The organism is Cellvibrio japonicus Ueda107 (assembly GCF_000019225.1).
GTDB classification, from domain to species: Bacteria; Pseudomonadota; Gammaproteobacteria; order Pseudomonadales; family Cellvibrionaceae; genus Cellvibrio; species Cellvibrio japonicus.
In genome coordinates, this window is the sequence record NC_010995.1 from 3,826,640 (window position 1) to 3,848,251 (window position 21,612).

Here is a 21,612-nt window from a genome sequence, read left to right on the forward strand (position 1 = left end):
ATAAGCCCTCACCCGTCGTGACATAAAACTGGCACAATCGGCAGGCTGTTGATAAAAAGCCCGGGGATGTCAAAAGCCCGAGAAGAATAACAGCTGCCAGGGAGGAGACGGCCGCGCATTGTCGAACAAACCCCCGGATTGTCCAAGTCATTTTTCATCAGGACAGGAGCATGACCAATACCTCAACCTTCCCACCACTGAAGGTCAGCAGCTATAACCCTTATGATTTGCTGCGGATTTATACCTACTACCGCACACTACTGGGGGGAATCCTACTCTCCATGTTCCACATGGAGGTTGCACCCAAGGTTTTAGGCAGTGATAACCCGACGTTATTTTTCTATACCTCGGCCATTTATACCGCGATTAATTTCTTTTCCCTGGTATTGATGTGGCGATTGCGCTTTAAACCTTCCGGGCGCAATTTATTTAGCTCACTGCTAGTGGATGTAGTAGCCATCACCCTGATGATGCATGCCAGTGGCGGGGCTATAAGTAGCATGGGGTACCTGTTGCTGATTGCGATTGCGGCAGGTGGAATCATGTTGCGCGATCGTATAGCCACCCTCCTGGCAGCAGTGACCAGTATTGCGGTTATCTCCGAGGGCGCTTATCGATATATTTTACTGACACAAGACAACAACCACCTCTTTTCTTCCGGCACATTGGGCGCGCTGCTGTTTTTTACATCCCTACTCTTCCAATACCTGACCCGCAAAATTCGCTTATCCTACGAAGAGGCAGAAGCTCAAGCCGCCCATGTCGCCCACTTGCAAAAACTGGCACAGCTTATTATTGAGCGGATGAGGACAGGCATTATTGTACTCAACAAAAATCAACATATAGAGCTGATCAATCAAGCAGCGATCAAACTGTTTGGCCTGGCCAATAATGCTTCCCCACCTCAGCAACTCACCGAATTACCGGAGCTGCTGGATCGCTTCCAGGCGTGGAAGCGACAGACCAAAGATCCAAGCACTATCAGTAAACAATCTCGCGATTCCTCGGCAGAAATCAAAGCTAACTTTGCTTACCTGGAGCCCAATAATACCAGCGAAACCCTGGTTTTCCTTGAGGATGTCCGCGCACTCAATCAGCAGGCCCAACAATTAAAACTGGCGTCGCTGGGGCGCTTAACCGCAAGCATCGCCCATGAAATACGCAATCCTCTGGGTGCTATCAGTCATGCAAGCCAATTACTCACCGAGTCACCTAACCTGGATGCCGGCGATCAACGGCTGCTGGGCATTATCAATAGCCACAGCAAGCGGGTTAACCAAATCATTGAAAATATCCTGCAGCTATCGCGCAGGCGGCCAGCTAACCCCCAGCGCTTAAATCTCACCCTCTGGATTCCTGCATTCATCAGCGACTATCAAATTAGCAAAGGCGCGGACAAAACACCCAACATTCAATTTGTAGATCGGCTGAGTAGCGGCAAATATGGCTTTGAAGAATTTGATGACCACACAAACTTACGTGCCCAGGCCAAGTTTGATCCTAGCCAATTACAGCAAGTCCTGACCAATCTCTGTGACAATGGCCTGCGCTATACCAGGCCCGCCCCCGGCAGGGCTGATTTACGTTTGGAAATTGGTGAGGACTTACAACACCAACAACCCTATATTCGCATCATTGATTACGGTCCAGGGATTAGTACCGATAACACCAAACATCTGTTTGAACCCTTTTTCACTACCGAAAATACAGGTTCAGGTTTGGGACTTTATATCTGCAAAGAACTGTGTGAGGCAAATCAAGCTATCATTAGCTACCGTCGCACAGAACAAGGGGAAAGCTGTTTTCATATACAATTAGCACACCCTGAAAAAGCGCTCTGACAGATTTTATAAAAGGTTAACTTATGACCATGAAACGCGCCCTGATTATTGATGATGAGCCCGATATCCGTGAGCTCCTCGAAATCACGTTGGGTAGAATGCAAATTACAACCGATGCAGCTGCCAATATTGCACAAGCAAAAAGCCATCTTAATTGCAATCACTATGATCTATGCCTGACTGATATGCGCCTACCTGATGGCAGCGGGCTTGAGCTGGTTGAATATATACAACAACAACACCCGGGGTTACCCGTTGCGGTAATTACCGCACATGGCAGCATAGACACCGCGATTGAGTCAATGAAAGCTGGTGCCTTTGATTTCATCTCAAAACCTGTTGACCTGGCAACATTACGCCGCCTGGTCAACACGGCTATTGAGTCAGCCCAACTACCCCCGCAGGAACCGCCTCAAACAACACCGATTATCGGCCATTCAAAAGCAATCCAGGATCTTATCCGCAGTATTCAAAAACTGGCTCGCTCACAAGCCCCAGTGTACATCAGCGGAGAATCCGGCTCCGGAAAGGAGTTGGTAGCACGCTCCATACATGACCTGGGCCCCAGATCCAGTAAACCATTTATTGCGGTTAACTGTGGGGCAATTCCACGTGAACTAATGGAGAGTGAATTTTTTGGTCATAAAAAAGGAAGCTTCACCGGTGCACACCAGGACAAAACGGGATTATTTCAAGCCGCTGAAGGAGGGACTTTATTTTTTGATGAAGTTGCCGACCTTCCTATCGATATGCAAGTCAAACTCTTGCGTGCCATCCAGGAAAAATCTGTCCGCCCCATAGGGGCGGCAGAAGAAATAACCACCGATGTACGTATACTCTGTGCAACACATAAAAACCTGGAGAAGGAAGTTGCCGAAGGCCGCTTTCGCCAAGATTTATTTTATCGACTCAATGTGATTCAACTTGCCGTTGCGCCATTACGCGATAGAAAAGAAGACATTCCTCTTCTTACCCAACACTTGTTACAAAAACTGGCAACGGAAATAGGTTTACCAACACCGCATTTATCACCCGCCGCACAAAAACGACTGGAAGAGTATCATTTTCCCGGCAACGTTCGCGAACTGGAAAACGTCCTGGAAAGGGCATTTACACTGTGTGACAGCGATACGATAGAAGCAGAAGATTTACAACTCAGAGGCAGCACAAATAGCATTAGACCTGTGATTGAAGCAGGGCAATTGCCAGGCAGCCAAACACCTGCTCGCAACAATACTGTCGACTACCCTGCACGTTGCGCAGAATATCCATCGCTGGACGAATATCTTCAGGATGTAGAAAAAGAAATACTATGCTCTGCACTTGAGCAGGCCAGGTGGAACAAAACCCTGGCCGCCAAGCATTTGGGAATCAGCTTTCGCTCATTGCGATATCGCTTGCAAAAGCTGGGATTGGAGGATGAATGAACTGCATAACTTTTAAAACATTAGCACCCAGTAAGCAGAGCATTGAAACAAGCCAAAAAATATGCTTTCTCAACATATATTCTCTTCTACATTAAATACTAGGTGCCAACGTGTTTTAAAATTTTCCAAACATAAACTACCAACAGACCATAGGTTCTTTTTGCCCCAAGTGATTAAGTTTTAACTCATTACATCCATTCTCAGTATCTTCAGCTTGGGACAAAATGGCAGTTGCTGTTAAGGTATAAGCTGTAGGGCTAACATTCGAAATAGAAATTTCGTAGTATCCTTTACCCGGCGTTACATACCCCCCCAGATCCAATTCCTTATAAACAGCGCAGCTATCGTCATTAAATCGTCCATATGCCGTATAACAGCGCTGCAGGCGTTGAGATAAAGACGTCAATTCAGGCACAGCCTCCGACATTCGATTTGTCTTAAGGACATGACGCTTATATTGAGGAATGGCAATTGATGCCAAAACCCCAATAATCAGCACTACAACTATCACTTCAATCAGAGTAAAGCCTGAATTATGTTTTCGCATATATGATTCCGTCTCTGTCATTTACCGAAGCTGACGCCAAGATTGCCTTCCCTCACCACACTGGCTGTATTTCGCTTCGACATTCATACGTGTTGCATCTGTACCACTGCCCACAATAGCACCCGTTCCTGAAGCACCATCTACACAATCACCCGATGGCGCACTACTGCTACTACCGCTACTACTCGAATCACTCTCTTTTAATTTTGGCACAACGCCAAATGACACATCTCCCAACACCAAGTACCCATTATAAATATTGTCGTCAAGAACACTAACACCCACAAATTTATCACCTACTGCAACAACCTCCATTAACCAACTACTACCGCCATATTCACACGATGCTGTAGAGGGAATAAGCGTAGGAAATATTAATTTATCCTGAATTAGCAATGCTTTTGTCGTTACCCGCTCACCTTTTGTATCATTAAAATCAAGATACCAGCCTTTATGTTTACTCCAATCAGGATTGCCCCCAACGACTTCGCGTCTGGACAAATTAGCAGTAGTAGTGTTGTAAGTAGTACTCAGTTGTTTTCTATGAAGATTGTTGCGTGTCAACGTCGTTTTGGTATCCGCTATCGCATAATAACTATGTGTCACACTTCCCAAGCTATTATCACCAGTATCATAATATTTACCCGTACCTACATATACCATAATAGCATTTGACAGTTGGGCATTAATACCAATGGTCGGGGCAGCAGTAATAGGCTGTATTGCGCCACTGGCGTCTACCGCCTTAAACAATAAGTAATCTTTCTTCCAGCTTCCAGCACTATCGCTCGACAAGTCAAATCGCCATAAATTGCCACTGATATCTCCCGCGTAAGCAGCAGTGACTTGTCCATACGCATTAATCATTAACTCCGGTGCTGAAAGCCCTATGCCTTCACCAGTATTAATAACCTTGGTGTAGCTACTATTGAATGGGCTCTGGATATCCACAACAAATAAACTAGAGGTGCTACCGCTGTCACTACCATTACCAAACACAGCAGCAAAACGTCCATTGCTCATAGGCACAATGAGTGGTCGCCCCATTACATATCCCAAACCGGGTGTATTAGATTCATTCAACTCAAATAGGACTTTGGGAACATCTGTTGTTACATCAAGTGCATAAACACCTTTACCGCCAGCACCAAGAGTGCCGACAAGAACGGTCCTCCATTCACCATTAATATATACATCACCCACTGTGACCGGTCCATCTACTATAAACTGATGAGGATTTGATGTTTTACCGTAATCAGCTTTGGTAAGGTTTGCCAGCTTGGGAAATGCAGAGGCAGGAATATACGCATAAATCTCCTTCAAGGTATCAGCATGGAAGGCGTGTAACATGCCATCATTAGCACCCACATAGATGCGCCCCCCACTGCCTCCACTTGCAATCTTGGGTTTCTTTACGTTCTCCAAAAAAGTCCGGTAGCTAGCACCTGCGCTGCCGGGCAATAAATGATATTGGTGATTCCAGGCCCCAGAATACACTGGACTCGAATTGACGATGTCACCCAGGATATTACGACTGCCATCAGCAGAAGAGCCCCGCTCCCTAAAACCTACACTTCCCCCTTCATAGGTTGCATTACCTAATAACCAATCAACCCTATACTGAGCCATTGTATTAGTGAGTTCACCAGGAAGCTGCAGTGCCTTTTGCTGCACTGGATCCAAGTTGTCCCATGCAAAGTTTACTAATTGAATACCGTTATAAGTATAAACCGTTCTTCCACTACCACTCTTAGGCATGGCTCCAACATTCTCAGTGGAGACCGTTGGCTCTAAAGGCAACCCACCCTGATTATCAAATTTAAAAGCATTTAATACACCGCTCCACCTCTCACTATTGAATTGTGCCTGATATACATAAGCACCTTCTGATAGGCGAGTTGAACTGGTTGCTACAGCAGATGCTGATCCAACACCTGCAGCGACAGCGCTAAATGCCTTATCTAATGACTTCTCTAACTCACGAGGATCGGTAGCGAAATAATAAGAATCTGATGTGTCACGAGCCTTTATCTTGCTATCAAGGAATGCCTGGTTAAAGCCTGACCCGGCCTCCTTTTGCGCTGCTGATTCAAACGCGTCACTATATCCACCCCACTTAGCTGCATAGTAAAGCGGAGTTTCTAATAATTGAGCAGGGGAAGAGCCAACGGTATACAAACGATAGGTTGCAGCATCTCCTACCTGACAGTTGTTACACCCTTCACCGGTATACCCCTCAACACCCGAATGGACATTAAAACCACCAACGGTAGTGCCACTGATCACATATCCAAAACCCATTGATTGATCAGTTGACTCCGCAATCGTATCAGTGGTAATCAAAACATGATCGGCAGTAACGATATAATCTATCACGCCCCACATATCCTGATCATAATCTCCACCCTGCTCACTATCTTCCCAATTCACATAGAGCTTGCCAATTTTTGCAGCCTTACCATTCAGTACGCTGCGATCCCCCGAATAGGTACCGGATGGAATTGTTTTTTCAATTTGTGCCCCTGCAAACTTAAAATCAACTATCGCACAATTTGAATTAGGGTTTTGATACTTATTACGACAAGCAGGCAGGATAGTCACTTTATCTGTACCACCAGGGACAGTAACTGTTACTTTAGGTACGGCAGGTGATAACGCCACCCCAAAGGTTCTCACTGTCTGTTTTCCTTTAAGTGACGGCATTAAATCATTTTGGCGCGCATAGTACGCCAGACCTGCAATATGATAACTGCCTTCTAATCGAGGTGCATCTGGACATGTACCACGGACACTAGACAACTTGCTGATAGTCTTGGCGGTACACAACTGATTTTTATCAGCGCCATTCTCACCTATAAAATATAATGTCTTGAAGTCCCCTAATTCATTCTTATCTGTCATACCCTCATTAATACCAACCTTATCTGTCCATAAATCTACCCCCCCTGAACTGAAATCAGAGAAAGCTCCCAGGGTGTCTCCATCATAAGAAGTGGTGGAGGCATTAAATTGGACAACATTCAAAGGCGCGCAATAATTATTCGAATTAACAGGAGCACTACCCCAGCTTACCGTAGACAACCCAGATATGCGTGACGAATCATCAACATCAAAAGCAGTATTTGCCGTTTTTCCTGTTAGATAACGCAATGACTCAAGATAGATTTCTGCCTGAGGATTTCCCCAGTTACTACAATGTCCATCACTAAATGAAGCACGCCCCCACAAACATCCGTCACTTCCACTGCTATCATAGCCATGAGCATTACGATGGTAAGTTCCATCATCAAAACGATAACCATATATCCTCAACTTATTCAAAGTTGATATAACACCAGCAGCATTTGTAAAGGTACCCGTAGTTGCGGCGTTTACTTCTGTTGACAAATTACCAACAGATTTCCGTAAGACCCCACCGCTTTTATTTTTTCCATATGATCCCGTCATTAATCCAAAGTGGATTTTATTGGCTTCACCATATTTTTGCAGAAGTCCGGTTGGCTTTTTATTACCGCTAGGATAAAGCGTACAGTTATCCTCTTCCAAACCTTTTACACACACCTCTACCCGTGCGTAATACTCTCCGGCAGCTGAACCGGTTCCCAACTTGTTGTCATTAATAGGATTATAGGGATAAGCATAAATTCCACTACTTGCAGGCACATTACCATTACTCGCACTGACTTCTGAGATCCATTGACACTGCCAACGCTCATTGCTTGCCCATAGCGAATAATTTCCTTTAGCCACGCGAATCAAGGGGGCGGCTGTCACATTTTGAGAAAGTGCTGAACCGCCATTTGTGGTATTGCAAATCGTTATACCTGTTGAGGATGTATTGCCCTGGAGACTTGGCACACTGTTAAAAGGCGTTAATTTTCCTATATCATTACCGTCATAAAACTTTGCAAACGAGTGTGCATCATTTGGTAAAAAAGACCGTTCCAGCACAGTTAAAGCTTGCGTATCTGTAGATCGGAGTCCTCCATAGAGCATTTTACGGATAGCATCAATACGCGTCATTGTTGCCCAGTTTAAAAAATTTCCACTCCATTCTGATGAAGAGCTGTAATTACAGTACCTGAGATTATTCACCGCCCGACTCGGGACAAAACGATTATTTACCGTGTTATAGGTATAACACTTACCACTATCAAAATAGCCATAGTAGTTATAGGCATTATTGTATGTAGTATCAGGGTTACCATCAGGATCCCCGCCTGTAGGGTTAGTTATATCAGCATAATCATCATAAATTTTGAAAAACAACTGATGATCATTGGACATATTGAGCATCATGATTGGAATAACAGGATTTGATAAAAACAGAGGATCCTGCGATGGAATGGCATGAGCGCCATGAACAACACCAAGCGTCAACAGGCCTGTCATACAAAATAGACTGCAGGATTTTAATTTCCCTTTTAACAACTGAAAAACAGCTCGATTAAAACTCATAAAATTTTTCATAAAGTCCCCCTACATTACTCCGCGCCTGGGCGCAGATAAGTTGACTGTACAACAACGATGCTATCAGCTGTTATACCGACTCCCTGCGCAGTAATACGAAAAGGGGTGACATTAGCCATAGCAGACGTGCCACCGCCACCGCCTACACTACCAATACCTACTCCACTACCTTCAGCTTCGGCCCTGGCATTCATCGCGATCTCCAAAAGCTCAATAATATAACTTGGTTGAGTACTGACATTTTTCATACCTAAATTAACTTGTTTAGCTAAACTGGCAGCACCGTTCCAATCACTTTTATCCCAAAAAACCAACGATTTTTCAGGGATATTAGAGTTGAGATCCTCACACAGACCAGACTGAGACAAACATGCGAATACGGGCAAAATATTCTCAGGTGAAACGAGAGACTCTCCAACTCGCAATGCTGACTCAGCGGCCTGGAACGCAATATTTCGATCACGCATATTACCAGCCATGCTTTCTTGCAGGCCCGATCCCCGAATTGCAGCAAGCCCAATAATTGTGATGAGCAAGACCATTACCAAGCCAACGATCAGTACCATCCCCTGTTGATAAAAACCACCTTTTATTGATTGCTCAGCTCTCATACTCCCCCCACTACTGGATATTTGTCGCACGACTACGAATCGCGATAGTTGCGGTAAAGACTTGCCGCATATATCGATCCTTGATACCGCCAACATCGACAGGCGTTACAGTAACCCCAGCAAACTGATAGGGCTGAGTATCTTCAAGCACATTGTTATCGATGCTACGTATAACAAGCTCTAATCTAACAGAATTCACTTTGGGCCAATCATCTGCACTCAATTGGCTAGCCAACCTGTAATTAATATTATCTGATGTAGCATACGTAATACGCATATGCTCCACGCCTTCAAGCAGCTCAACTGCAGCATCAGCATTGGTTTTCTGCCACAAAGTAGGAACACCACTAACACCTCTGGCAATAAAATACACAGTTGTATTTAGTGGCATAACCTCACCAGATAAAAACGCTTCCGAAGGGACAGTTAACGGGTTCCAAGTACCATTATGCGTTATAGTTACATCAGTACCTGCTTTGGCTAAGGCTGTAACCCTCATGACAGCAGCAGAGCTACAGTTATTAACGACCGCAGCACTGTTCACACAAATATTATTTATGCAATTATTTTCAATTGAACTTGGGCTATACGCTCTTATTTGTGTTTCAGTATTCAGATTATTAATTGGTATTCCTGTCTCAGAGGCTGACCGAATAACAATAATATTTGCAGTATGTGTAGATGGAAGAAGCTGAATTGATCCACCCAGAGCTTGGGCTTTACTAACTGGCAAGCTTTGATCACTATCAAAGCCTCGAATGCCTTCACTAAAATTACCATGCAACCCCGAAATAACCATATTACTATACTTTAACTCTGATCCTGCCACCACACTTGGCCGATAACAGCCGTAATAGGCAGCCATACGAATATCCCGAGATAAAAACTCAATAGCAAGCCGCCCCGTTTCTTGGATTCTCGATATTCCCTGCTGTGTAGCAAACACAACCTTACTGGATAGGAACATCTGCATAACACCAATCATCAAAATAAGCCCTAACGTAATCGCAATCATCAGTTCAACTAACGATAATCCAAACTGTCTATGACGAAACGACATCATTTCTACAACCTCGCAGAGTAGGTAAATGTAGTTTTATCTTCTTCCTGACTGGAGGTGTTACTAATCTCATCCCACTCAATCGTTAAGGTACAGATATTACTTGCCACATTACAGTTGATACCTCCTCTACCATTAGGAAGCACCGTAGCAATATTTCTCCGCCAGGCATCAAGATCTGCTGCAGCAAGGGGAGAAGTAACAGGAGATGATTTAAGGTCAACAGCAGCAAGCGCAGAATTATATGCGTTAATATTACTAAGATTTATCCGCATACGATCCAACATGTCATACGCATAAATGTTTGCTTGAGATCGGAGATACGCTCCCTGATTGAACTGCAGCGATCTGGTTTGCAGTGCTGCCAACGCAAGTAGTGCTGATGACATAATTAACAATGTCACTAAAACCTCAATAAGACTTGTTCCATATTGAGAGTATTTAGATTTGTTTTCCAATTTTTTAAATCCAGAGATGTGGTTTAGTTGACTGTACATTCTTTACTCTCCACACTGATCATTCCTGATACCCCTACAGTTGTCTGTCGCTTTGCGTAACCAGTACAACCATCCATCTCTGTAGCAATAACAACAGGCTCATCACTAACACGAGCAAGAGTTCCCATACTTGTGTATCGAATAAAAGAAACATCCGAGTCAGAATCTTTGGTTTTAACACTGATACGTGCTGATGCGTTTTGAGCTGGCCATATTTTTAATATGGCACTGCTATCCTGAATAACCGGCGTTGACGCTTTATCACTCGCAGCTGTATCAATAAAGGCGATATATCCCTCACTCCATGATCCAGTACAACTAGAACCATTGTTACTAGCACAAATGCTCACCCGAGTTGCTCGTTTGACCGCTTCGGAACGAACAAAATTTACTGCAGATACAATATCCTCCCCCAAAGCGACGGAACGATTATTCAGTATTTGTGCATTAAAGCTCGGTATAGCGATAGCTGCCACTATGGCTAGAATGACAACAGTGATCATTAACTCAATTAGTGTGAAACCTTTATTGTGTAACATATTTCTATGTCTCAACTTCAACGTAACGACTAAAGACCCCGTATCCAGGCATGGACAAGCACAGACAGTCTGATTATATTGGCCAAGCCTAACACGCTCCGAAATGCATGGCATGGGGGCTGGGACATATGGTCGTCAAGGATGTATGAATGGCCGCATGGCGCATAATTAAACCTTCAACACTGCACTCCAAGGAATGGATTTATGATGAAGCATCAAGGCTTTACCCTATTTGAACTACTTATCACTTTAGTTATTCTGGCCATTATTCTTGGAATTGGCCTGCCTAGTTTTTCCGCACAACTCCAGAAAACCCGAGTACAAACTGCTGTTGACTTATTAATCAATGCTATCCAAACCGCTAGAAGTGTGGCTGTAGCCAAAAACAAGCGCACCCTGTTGATTGCCAGAGACAAGGAGTGGCATCAGGGCTGGTATTTGTTTGTCGATGAAAACCAGAATGGCCTGCAAGATATTGATGAACCAACGCTGCTACTAGCGGCCCCATTAAAAAAGGTCAAGATTCAGGGAAACAGCAGTGTCAAAACCTATATTTCCTTTGTGGGAACGGGAGAGGGAAGGCTAATAGGAAAGTCCCCCAATAGCGGAGCATTTATGGCGGGAACCCTGACTATTTGCCCTGAGTATAAGGGTACAGGTATTAAGCTTGTGCTCTCTCGCGGCGGCAGGCTTCGCTATACACCGATAACGGAAGAAGAGTGCCTACAAAGCTAGGCCTCAGGACACAGACCTTAACTCTTTCGGTAGAGAAAAGCTGATGTTCTCCGGTGTTCCATCCATCTCCCGGGGCATTTCTGCGCCGCAAGCTTGAAGGCGGGTGATGACCTGCTGAACCAATACTTCCGGTGCAGATGCTCCTGCGGTGATACCTATAGCAGTACGGCCTGCAATCCACTCAGGGCTGATATCTTCCGGTCCATCAATCAGATAGGCCTCAGTTCCGCAACGTTCGGCCAGCTCGCGCAGGCGATTGGAATTAGAAGAGTTGGGTGAGCCAACGACCAGTACCAGGTCGCACTCCAGGGCCAGCTGGCGCACAGCGTCCTGGCGATTGGTCGTTGCATAGCAGATGTCGTCCTTGCGCGGCCCCTGGATTTTGGGAAACTTGTTGCGCAGCGCTTCGATGACCCTGGCAGTATCATCCATGGATAAGGTAGTCTGGGTTACATAGGCCAGCGCTTCAGGGTTGCGTACCTGCAATGCGTCTACATCCGCCTCATCTTCCACCAGGTAGATAGTTCCGCCGTTGCTGGCATCATACTGCCCCATGGTGCCCTCTACCTCCGGGTGGCCTTCGTGGCCAATAAGGATACATTCCTTCCCTTCGCGACTATAACGGGTCACCTCAATATGGACCTTGGTTACCAGCGGACAGGTTGCATCGAATACTTTCAAACCGCGCGATTCCGCTTCTTTACGAACAGCCTGGGATACCCCGTGAGCACTGAAGATGAGGATTACATTGTCGGGAACCTGGTCCACTTCATCGACAAAAACAGCACCGCGTTCACGTAGCGACTCAACCACAAACTTGTTATGAACCACCTCGTGACGCACGTAGATCGGCGCCCCAAAAACATCCAGGGCACGATTGACGATATCAATCGCACGATCGACACCGGCACAAAACCCCCTGGGATTCGCAAGTTTGATTTGTGTCATGGTCAATGCACCTGTACAGGCTCGATTTTAAGAATGGAAACTTCAAACAGAATATCGCGGCCGGCCAAAGGATGATTGAAATCAACGACCACAACCTCGTCATCAAAACGACTCACAACGCCCGGCAATTCGGTTTTTTGTGCATCGGCAAATGACAACATCAAGCCCTCGCTCAACTCCAGATCGGGGCTGAATTGGCTGCGCGCTATTTCCTGGATGTTGTTGGGATTACGCTGGCCAAACCCGTCTTCCGGTTTGATCAACAAGGTTTTGTGTTCACCTTCAAACATACCGAACAGCGCTTTTTCAAAGCCCGGTAACAAATTACCATCCCCTACCGTAAAGGTGGCTGGCTCCCGCTCATAGTTGGAGTCGACCATCTCGCCATTATCAAGCTGTAAAGCAAAGTGCAGGGTGACGCGTGTACCCGGGCCTATCGCTAACTCACGCATTGGTTGGTTTCTCACCAGAAGTCTTGTCAGGATTAATAAACAAATCGGCAATCAGCACCATGGCTCCCAGGGAGATTGCAGCGTCGGCAAGGTTAAACGCAGGCCAGTAATAATCCTGATAATGCACCACAATAAAATCGACGACATGGCCATGGATAATCCGATCATACAGGTTGCCCACGGCGCCACCGAGGATAAACGACAACGCAAAGGCTTCCCGCGGCTTGGACGATGCCACGCGACAAATCCAGACGATAAGCAACACACTGGCCGCCACAGCCACGATGGTAAAGAACCAGCGCTGCCAGCCACCGGCATCCGCCAGAAACGAGAAAGCAGCCCCCGGGTTGTAGCGCAGGGTGAAGTTAAAGAACGAGGTAAATACTTTCGTCTCGTTATAGTCGAATGCAGCCTCAATCCAATGCTTGCTGCCCTGATCCAGCAGGAATACAACGAACGCTGCCAAATACCAAAACCAGTATTGGTGATAAACCTTTTTTGTCATACAGGCCCCATCAGGCAAAGGAGCGGGTTTCACCCGCACCGTCCACGTTTTCAACACAGCGCAGGCAAACCCCGGGATGCGTCAGGTTAGCACCAACATCTGCGCGGTGATGCCAGCAGCGCTCGCACTTGGTATACACCGATTTTTTCACGGCAATCTTCAAACCGGCCACCTCGGTTGGCTCTGCCTGTTGTGCAGTTGCCAACGGCTGGACATCGGCGGTTGACGTAATCAATACAAAACGCAGCTCATCACCCAATTGGGTCAGTTGATCCAATAATTGCTCATCAGCATATAGCGTGACCTCGGCGCCCAGGGAACCACCCACCTCGCCCGCAGCGCGCTTGGCTTCCAGCACTTTGTTCACAGCAGTTTTGACATTGGCAATTAAGTCCCAATAGTCATCCGCCAGAGAGTCGGCAGGTTGTGTGGGCAACCCATACCATTCAGCGGTAAAGACATGGGGCTCGCGCACACCGGGAATCGATTGCCAAATTTCATCGGCGGTAAAACTGAGGATGGGCGCAATCCAGCGCACCAGGGCTTCAATCACATGGTAAAGCGCTGTCTGGGCTGAGCGGCGCGCCAGTGCATCGGCTTTAACGGTGTACTGGCGATCTTTAATGATATCCAGGTAGAAGCCACCCAATTCAACGACGCAGAAGTTGTGCAGCTTTTGGTAAATAAGATGGAAGTCGTAGCTGTTGTAGTAACCGATCAGCTCCTGTTGCAGCTTGGCAGTTTGTCCCACAATCCAGCGATCCAGTTGCACCATGTTATCCATAGGCACCAGATCGCTGGCAGGGTTAAAGCCCACCAGATTGGACAGGATAAAACGCGCGGTATTACGGATACGACGATAGGAGTCGGCCGTGCGTTTTAAAATTTCATCGGACACGCTCATCTCGGTCGAGAAATCAGTCGCCGCCACCCACAGGCGCAACACATCAGCCCCCAGGTCTTTCATCACCACCTGCGGATCTATGGCATTGCCAATGGATTTGGACATTTTCATGCCCTTGGCATCGATGGTGAAACCGTGGGTTAACACCTGCTTGTAAGGCGCGACGCCGTGAATAGCCATGGAAGTTTTCAGTGATGATTGGAACCAGCCGCGATGCTGGTCAGACCCTTCCAGATACAAATCGGCCGGGAAGCGCAGGTTGGCACGCTGGCTGAGTACGGCGTAGTGAGATACGCCCGAATCAAACCACACATCCAGGGTATCGGTAACTTTTTGGTAGTGCTCCGCCTCCACACCCAGCAATTCCGCCACATCCAGATCAAACCAGGCGTCCATTCCCTGTTGTTCAACTTTTTTCGCCACTTGCTCAATTAAACGCGCGGTGTCCGGGTGTAGCTCCTGGGTTTCTTTATGCACAAACAGCGCAATGGGTACGCCCCAGGTACGCTGGCGGGAAATACACCAGTCGGGCGAGCTGGCGAGCATGGCATCGATACGCGCGCGGCCCCAATCGGGAATCCACTCCACGCCCTCCACCGATTTGGCCACCTGCTCGCGCAGGTGGTTTTTGCTCATACTCACAAACCACTGGGGTGTTGCGCGGAAGATCAGCGGAGTTTTGGTACGCCAGCAGTGAGGGAAACTGTGGGTGATCTTACCCTGCGCCAGGAGCGCATTTTTTTCGATCAATAAGGCGATAACTTTTTCATCGACCTTATACACATGATCGCCCGCAAAAATATCCACATTGGGGCGATAGTAACCATTGTCGTCGATGTAATTAAGAGTACCTATGCCGTATTTCAGGCTGACATTAAAGTCATCCGCGCCATGGTCTGGCGCTGTGTGAACAAAACCGGTACCGGCATCGGTGGTGACGTGATCGCCGAGAATCACGGGCACCTGGCGGCTGTAGAAGGGATGTTGCAGCAGCAGGCCTTCAAGCGCGGTGCCCTTGCAGCGACCAACAATCTGATGCGCTCCCACCTTGGCTCGCCCCAGTACATTGGTAACCAGAGCCTCGGCAACCAGCAAGCGAAGGCCGTCCAACTGCACCAACACATAATCCACCTCGGCATTAGCACTCACTGCCTGGTTGGCAGGAAGGGTCCAGGGGGTAGTGGTCCAGATCACCAGCGCAATAGTGCCACTGCCCGACACACCTTCGATTTTATCGGCAACTGCCTGCTGATCGACAAAGTTGAATTTTACATCGATGGAGAACGAGGTTTTATCCTGGTATTCCACTTCGGCCTCAGCCAGCGCTGAACCGCCTACAACACTCCAATACACCGGTTTAAAACCGCGGTGCAAATGGCCGTTTTCAGTGATTTTACCCAGGGCGCGGATAATATCGGCTTCAAATTTGTAATCCATGGTGAGATAAGGGTTATCCCACTCACCAAATACGCCCAAGCGCATAAAATCGCGCTTTTGCCCAGCCACTTGTTTGGCAGCATAGTCGCGGCATTTTTGACGGAAGGTTTTAAAATCAACCTTGGTGCCCGCCTTGCCAATTTCTTTTTCAACCTTGTGTTCAATCGGCAAGCCATGGCAGTCCCAGCCGGGCACGTAGGGGGCATCGAAACCGCTCAGGGTTTTACTCTTGATAATAATGTCTTTGAGGATTTTGTTGAGTGCGTGACCGATGTGAATATCACCGTTTGCATAGGGTGGGCCATCGTGCAGGATAAATTGCTCGCGGCCAGCGCGCGCCTGGCGAATTTGTTGATACACATTGTTGGCCTGCCAGGTTTTTAACATGTCCGGTTCGCGCTGGGCGAGGTTTGCCTTCATGGCAAAGTCGGTATTAGGCAGGTTTAACGTGGCTTTGTAGTCAGTCATTGCAGTCAACTTTCAGCTTGTTGAGATTGGAAATAGGTTTTTGCCTGGGCGATATCGTTTTGCAGTTGCGCGCGCAAGGCATCGAGCGAAGCAAATTTTTGCTCATCGCGCAATTTGTATAAAAAGCGCACTTGAATCACAGCGCCGTAAACCATGCGCGAAAAATCAAACAGGTGTACTTCCAGCAGTGGTTTGCGATCCCCACTCACGGTCGGGCGCAAGCCCACATTGGCGACGCCCTGGTGAAGGCTGCCATCGGCAAACCTGACCAGTACCGCAAACACTCCCTGCAGCGGCGAGCGATAGCGGCGCAATTGCACATTGGCCGTCGGCACGCCCAATTGGCGCCCGAGCTGCTTGCCATATACCACGCGCCCGCTGATTTCATAGGGTTTACCCAGGAGTTTTTGCGCATGGGCAAAATCCCCCTGCTCCAGCAATTGGCGAATGCGCGTGCTACTGGCCCGCTCACCATCAATTTGCAGGGTGCAGGTATCGGTTACCGCAAAGCCATATTCATCGCCCAATGTTTGCAGCAGGGCAAAATCACCGCGCCGGTCACAGCCAAAGCGAAAATCATCGCCTACCACCAGATGCCGAATGCCCAAACCCTGCACCAGGATTTGCTCGACAAAGGCTTCGGCAGAGAGGCTGCGCAGGTGCTGGTTAAAGTGCAGGCACAGAACACGCTGTACACCGGCGGCCCTTAACGCTTGCACCTTCTCACGCAAACGCATCAAACGTGCAGGTGCCTTGTCGCCCGCAAAAAATTCGTGGGGCTGGGGTTCGAACAAAATCACCACGGCAGGTAGTTGATGGCTATTGGCGGCGTCCAGCAATTGCTTGAGGATCGCCTGGTGCCCAAGGTGCACACCATCAAAGGAGCCGATGGTGGCAACGCAGCCGCGATGCCATGGGCGCAGGTTGTGCAAACCGCGAATCAAAATCCCCTGCCCAGCTGCGCCGCAACCTGGCACCTGAGGTGATGAATCCGATGAGACTGGTAGGGACTGCACGCGTATTAAACCCGGATAGGCCAAAAAAGAGGCGTGAAGTATACAGGATCGAAACCGGCTTGAGCGATTGGCATCTGCTGCTTCGCCAACAAGCCCTAACCATGGGCCTTGAAGTCGCGCAGGCGAATACCTACCGCCAGGAGCGCCGCCAGATAGATCACCCCACCCACAACGCAGACCACTGCCAGGCGCCATATCCGCTCCAGGGTATGCCAGTACTGCCAATCCGCCCAGCACATCAGGAATCCCAGGAGCACTACCACCATGGCCAGGTTGGCTGCGCCATAGCGCAACCAGAGCCGGGGCCAGTGGCTGGCAGGTTGGTAGATGCGCTGCTGGCGCAGTCCCCGGTATAGCAACCAGGCATTGACATAGGCGGCCAGTGCCGTTGTCAGGGCCAGGCCGACATGCCCCAGGCTAAAGAAGTAGGCCAAGGGCAGCACGACCACGGGTTTCATCAGGATATTGGCCACAATCGCCTTGATCCCGGTACGCACCGGCGTCTTCATGTCCTGACGGGCAAAATAGCCAGGTACCAGCACCTTGATCAGCATGAATGCAAACAGCCCCAGGGCGTAGGCCTGCAAACTGTAGGAGGACATGAGGATGTCGGACGCGGCCATTTTGCCGTGGTAGAACAGAGTAAACAGAATCGGTTCGGCAAGGATCACCAGCGCCAGGGTAGCCGGCAGGGCGATCAGCACCACAAAACGTATCGCCCAATCCAGGGTCTGGCTAAATTTCTCCGCCGATTGGGCTGTGCTCTGGCGCGACAGGCTGGGCATAATCACCGTGGCAATCGCCACCCCGAATACCCCCAGGGGCAGCTCCACCAAACGGTCGGAATAGAACAGCCAGCTCGCACTGGCATCGCCCAGTTGGGTGGCGATAATGGTATCTAACATCAGGTTGATTTGGCTGATAGACACACCGAACAGCGCCGGTGCCATCAGCGCCAGAATGCGCTTTACCCCGGGATCGGACCAGCCCAGTTTGGGTGAAGGTAAAAGATGGATCTGACGCAGGAACGGCAATTGGAACAGCAGCGAGAACACCCCTGCCACCAGGATGCTCCAGGCCAGCGCGTAAGCTGGATTGGGGAAATAATCGGCAACCAGGAGTGCCGCCGCAATCATAAAGATATTTAGGAAGACCGGTGTTACGGCCGGTACCGCAAAGCGGTCATAGCTGTTCAGGATCGCGCCGGCAAAACCGGTGAGCGAAATCAGCATCAGATAGGGGAAAGTGATGCGAACCAGGTCAGTCAACAAATCAAATTTAGCGGGATCGGATAGGTACCCCGACGCAAAGATCATGGATACACCTGCCGCTCCCAATACCCCAACCAGGGTCACCAGCAGCAACACCAGGCCCAGGCTGCCGGCCACCTTATCCACCAAATCCTTTACCGCCGCGCGCGAGCCCTTTTCCCGATATTCGGCAAGCACTGGAATAAACGCCTGCGAAAAGGCCCCCTCGGCAAACAGGCGGCGAAAAAAGTTGGGAATTTTCTGCGCAACGGCAAAGGCATCCATGGACCCGCCAGCACCCAGTAAACTGGCCAGTACGATATCGCGCACAAGCCCGAGCACCCGCGACAGCATCGTCATACTGCCGGTCAGCAGGCTGGAGCGGAGCAGGCTTTTGGATCTGGGCTTTTGTTCAGGCGCGGGGGCTGAGGGCAACTCGGGATCGGACACGGACGAATCCTGCGCGGATAGAAAATGGAAGATGCGGCATTATCCATGGCCGATATGGCCGGACACAACACCCACCACAAAGCAGTTGACATTCTCCATCGCCCCAATTACTGTATAAAAAAACAGTATCAATACGAGGATAACACCATGGCAGTAATCGCCGTATGGCAATGTGATCGGGATGGCAGTATGTTCGAAGACAGAAAACTCGCAGAAGAACACGACAAATACCTGGAGCTGGCAGCCAATATCACCCAGTTAATTGAAGACAATATTCCCGGTATCGACGACAAGCACAGCGAAGCTATCGGCTTGCTGCTGGCGCAACGTCGTGAGCTACTGGCTAAAGCCTGCAAGGGTAAGCCCGATGAGTTGTTACAACCATTCACTTACGAGCCGCCCCAGATGCTCAATGGCAAACAGGACAAATCCGGCAAGGATGACAATATTGTCTCCCTTGCTGCCAACCAGTAATCTGGCTGGCCTGATCAATGGCCTTCCCGGCCATTGACGACCCGCTGCGATAAGGAGATCGATCCCCAGCCGGGTCGTTTTACAAATCACTGTCACCACCGGTGGTTTGTTTGCGTTACGGACGCGCTCCACACGCGCCCGCTTCCACACGTTTCCCGCTCAAGGAAAGAGATAATTCGCAGCGCCAGGATGCTTGCCCATTAGGGGTCGTCAGCCACTACCCCCAATGTCGGGAAACCACCTTTTACCACCGCACCACTTTCTCTCGAAGCCTCAACAGGTGCGGTGGCCTTTTCAGCATATTTCCCCCTGTTATAGCCCTTTTGTCTATATAAGTCGCGCACAATTATAGTCATGTCGACTAGAATAAAACACACAACAACAACAGGTCGATAACCATGCTAAAAATGTATTTACCAATAAAAACAACACGGCAATTTTCCGTACTTTTCACCCTCACTTGCCTAATCAGTCTATCGCTCCACGCACACGCAAAACCCCTGCGCATGGTGCAAGGTAATAACAGTATCGAAAACTATGCCAAGGGCTTACTCAAACTGGCATTAAGCAAAATGTCCGCGCAATACGATTGGCAAGAGGCCGTTCCCAACACCAGTGAAGAGCGGATCGTTCAAATGCTGGTGGATAACCAACTGGATGTGGTCTGGTACGCTACCACCAACGCACTGGAAGAGAAATTGCTCCCCGTTCGCATCCCACTCTATCGCGGCCTATTGGGATACCGGGTGATGATGATAAAAAAGGGAAGCCAACATAAATTTGAGGGGGTAAGAAACCTGGAGGATCTCAAACGCTTTTCGCTCGGCCAGGGTCGCTTCTGGGCCGATACCAGTATCCTGGAAACCAATGGCCTGAATGTGGTTAAAGTACTTAAGTACGAAGGGCTTTTTTACATGCTGGACGGCGATCGTTTTGATGCTTATCCCCGTGGCGTACACGAACCCTGGAGCGAAATACAGCGCTATCCCGACCTTGCGCTGGATGTAGAACAAAATCTGCTGCTGGTTTACACCAATCCATTTTATTTTTTCGTCAATAAATCCAACCCTGAACTGGCCAAAAACATTGAGCAAGGTTTACGCATTGCCATTGAAGATGGCAGTTTCAACGAATACTTCATCAATGATCCCACCATCCAGGACGTACTGCAAAAAGCCAACCTGAAAAACAGGATCATTATTCCACTGGTCAACCCAACACTGCCCGCGCTGACACCGGTCAATGATAAATCCCTCTGGTTTGATCCCTACGCCGACTGAGCCCCCAACCAAAACCACAAGCCGGGTTAACGCTCGAGCTTGTGGCCGCTTCGGCAATGGTTGATAGCCACCAGGCAATAGCCAATCAGCAAATACAAGCCCACCAATACCAGACTGTTGCGCAATACCCTAATAGCCCCCAACTCCTCCATTTGTAAAAAAGGATAAGGATAAAAGCCGCTTAACTGGCCCCGCCCTAAAATAACGACCAGGTAGAGCAACGGAAACCATAACCATGCCAGGGGAGATCGCCAACCGATTGCACCGGGCGGCACCAACCGCCACCAGGCCAGCACAAACAAGGGAGGAATCACATAGTGCAACCCTATATCAACCCAATAGCGCAGCCCTTGCGGGTGCCACAGCTGGCGCAATACCAGCGCATAAACCAGGGCAACCAGAATAACGCTGGTCACCGCCGTCGATACCCATAACGGGTGCAGCAGGCGAGCTGTCAACAAACCGCTGGCCGCCGTGAGGACCAGGCCAATCAGCAAACAGGTGAGCACGGTGAAATACCCTAGGCTTTCCAGCACACCAACCACATAACACTGTCCATCTGCGGCAGCTAATTGGGCTCCTATAAAAAAGCGCACCAGCAAAATAACCCATACGCCAAGCGCGAACAGGCACAACCACCAACGCTCCCCGAAACTCAACGGCATAACAACTCCAGACTCATCGGCATAGGTATGAGTACC

18 protein-coding genes are annotated in these 21,612 nt (G+C 48.6%); 5 read left to right on the forward strand and 13 right to left on the reverse strand.

Going from position 1 to position 21,612, the window contains the following annotated elements:
• The first annotated feature begins 170 nt into the window (after positions 1 to 170).
• Complete coding sequence (locus CJA_RS15440) at positions 171 to 1,841, forward strand: sensor histidine kinase (RefSeq protein ID WP_012488785.1); 1,671 nt, start codon at positions 171 to 173, stop codon at positions 1,839 to 1,841.
• A gap of 23 nt (positions 1,842 to 1,864) precedes the next feature.
• The gene (locus tag CJA_RS15445; RefSeq protein ID WP_012488786.1) at positions 1,865 to 3,268 is read left to right on the forward strand and encodes a sigma-54-dependent transcriptional regulator; all 1,404 of its coding nucleotides are present in this window, start codon (positions 1,865 to 1,867) and stop codon (positions 3,266 to 3,268) included.
• A 136-nt stretch (positions 3,269 to 3,404) separates the two neighbouring features.
• Here the strand turns inward: CJA_RS15445 and CJA_RS15450 are convergent, their stop codons facing one another.
• The 6 genes from CJA_RS15450 to CJA_RS19185 are packed head-to-tail and all read right to left on the reverse strand — an operon-like array spanning position 3,405 to position 10,992.
• Positions 3,405 to 3,815, reverse strand: coding sequence for a type IV pilin protein (locus CJA_RS15450; RefSeq protein ID WP_041551623.1), 411 nt, complete (start codon positions 3,813 to 3,815; stop codon positions 3,405 to 3,407).
• A 21-nt stretch (positions 3,816 to 3,836) separates the two neighbouring features.
• Complete coding sequence (locus CJA_RS15455; protein WP_012488788.1) at positions 3,837 to 8,285, reverse strand: pilus assembly protein; 4,449 nt, start codon at positions 8,283 to 8,285, stop codon at positions 3,837 to 3,839.
• A 14-nt stretch (positions 8,286 to 8,299) separates the two neighbouring features.
• The gene (locus tag CJA_RS18810; RefSeq protein ID WP_049765479.1) at positions 8,300 to 8,896 is read right to left on the reverse strand and encodes a pilus assembly PilX family protein; all 597 of its coding nucleotides are present in this window, start codon (positions 8,894 to 8,896) and stop codon (positions 8,300 to 8,302) included.
• Between the two features lie 10 nt (positions 8,897 to 8,906).
• Positions 8,907 to 9,959: a PilW family protein gene (locus tag CJA_RS15465; RefSeq protein ID WP_041551624.1), complete on the reverse strand. Its 1,053-nt coding sequence runs from the start codon at positions 9,957 to 9,959 to the stop codon at positions 8,907 to 8,909.
• A gap of 2 nt (positions 9,960 to 9,961) precedes the next feature.
• The gene (gene pilV / locus CJA_RS15470) at positions 9,962 to 10,453 is read right to left on the reverse strand and encodes a type IV pilus modification protein PilV (RefSeq protein WP_049765480.1); all 492 of its coding nucleotides are present in this window, start codon (positions 10,451 to 10,453) and stop codon (positions 9,962 to 9,964) included.
• Positions 10,438 to 10,992, reverse strand: coding sequence for a GspH/FimT family pseudopilin (locus CJA_RS19185; protein ID WP_158304085.1), 555 nt, complete (start codon positions 10,990 to 10,992; stop codon positions 10,438 to 10,440). Before CJA_RS19185 ends, pilV begins: the two co-directional genes overlap by 16 nt.
• A 204-nt stretch (positions 10,993 to 11,196) precedes the next feature.
• Between CJA_RS19185 and CJA_RS15480 the strand changes: the two genes are divergently transcribed.
• Positions 11,197 to 11,727 carry a GspH/FimT family pseudopilin gene (locus CJA_RS15480; RefSeq protein ID WP_012488790.1) on the forward strand — a complete coding sequence of 177 codons (531 nt, stop codon included), beginning with the start codon at positions 11,197 to 11,199 and terminating at the stop codon, positions 11,725 to 11,727.
• Between the two features lie 3 nt (positions 11,728 to 11,730).
• Here the strand turns inward: CJA_RS15480 and ispH are convergent, their stop codons facing one another.
• The 6 genes from ispH to murJ form a co-directional block, all read right to left on the reverse strand.
• Positions 11,731 to 12,675: a 4-hydroxy-3-methylbut-2-enyl diphosphate reductase gene (gene ispH / locus CJA_RS15485; RefSeq protein WP_012488791.1), complete on the reverse strand. Its 945-nt coding sequence runs from the start codon at positions 12,673 to 12,675 to the stop codon at positions 11,731 to 11,733.
• 2 nt (positions 12,676 to 12,677) lie between these two features.
• On the reverse strand, positions 12,678 to 13,127 hold the full coding sequence (locus CJA_RS15490) for an FKBP-type peptidyl-prolyl cis-trans isomerase (protein ID WP_041551625.1): 450 nt from the start codon (positions 13,125 to 13,127) through the stop codon (positions 12,678 to 12,680).
• Positions 13,120 to 13,632, reverse strand: a complete 513-nt coding sequence (gene lspA / locus CJA_RS15495) for a signal peptidase II (RefSeq protein WP_012488793.1) — start codon at positions 13,630 to 13,632, stop codon at positions 13,120 to 13,122. Before lspA ends, CJA_RS15490 begins: the two co-directional genes overlap by 8 nt.
• Before the next feature lie 10 nt (positions 13,633 to 13,642).
• Entirely contained in the window at positions 13,643 to 16,441 is a 2,799-nt protein-coding gene (ileS, locus tag CJA_RS15500; protein ID WP_041551626.1) for an isoleucine--tRNA ligase, read from the reverse strand.
• A 5-nt stretch (positions 16,442 to 16,446) separates the two neighbouring features.
• Positions 16,447 to 17,388, reverse strand: a complete 942-nt coding sequence (gene ribF / locus CJA_RS15505) for a bifunctional riboflavin kinase/FAD synthetase (protein WP_041552540.1) — start codon at positions 17,386 to 17,388, stop codon at positions 16,447 to 16,449.
• Between the two features lie 164 nt (positions 17,389 to 17,552).
• Positions 17,553 to 19,157: a murein biosynthesis integral membrane protein MurJ gene (murJ, locus tag CJA_RS15510; protein ID WP_012488796.1), complete on the reverse strand. Its 1,605-nt coding sequence runs from the start codon at positions 19,155 to 19,157 to the stop codon at positions 17,553 to 17,555.
• A 24-nt stretch (positions 19,158 to 19,181) separates the two neighbouring features.
• On the opposite strand from murJ, the gene CJA_RS15515 reads away from it, so the two are divergent.
• Positions 19,182 to 19,631, forward strand: a complete 450-nt coding sequence (locus CJA_RS15515) for a YebG family protein (RefSeq protein WP_012488797.1) — start codon at positions 19,182 to 19,184, stop codon at positions 19,629 to 19,631.
• A gap of 506 nt (positions 19,632 to 20,137) precedes the next feature.
• Entirely contained in the window at positions 20,138 to 20,911 is a 774-nt protein-coding gene (locus CJA_RS15520) for a transporter substrate-binding domain-containing protein (protein ID WP_041551627.1), read from the forward strand.
• Between the two features lie 26 nt (positions 20,912 to 20,937).
• Here the strand turns inward: CJA_RS15520 and CJA_RS15525 are convergent, their stop codons facing one another.
• Positions 20,938 to 21,576, reverse strand: coding sequence for a Pr6Pr family membrane protein (locus tag CJA_RS15525; RefSeq protein ID WP_012488799.1), 639 nt, complete (start codon positions 21,574 to 21,576; stop codon positions 20,938 to 20,940).
• Positions 21,577 to 21,612 lie beyond the last annotated feature (36 nt).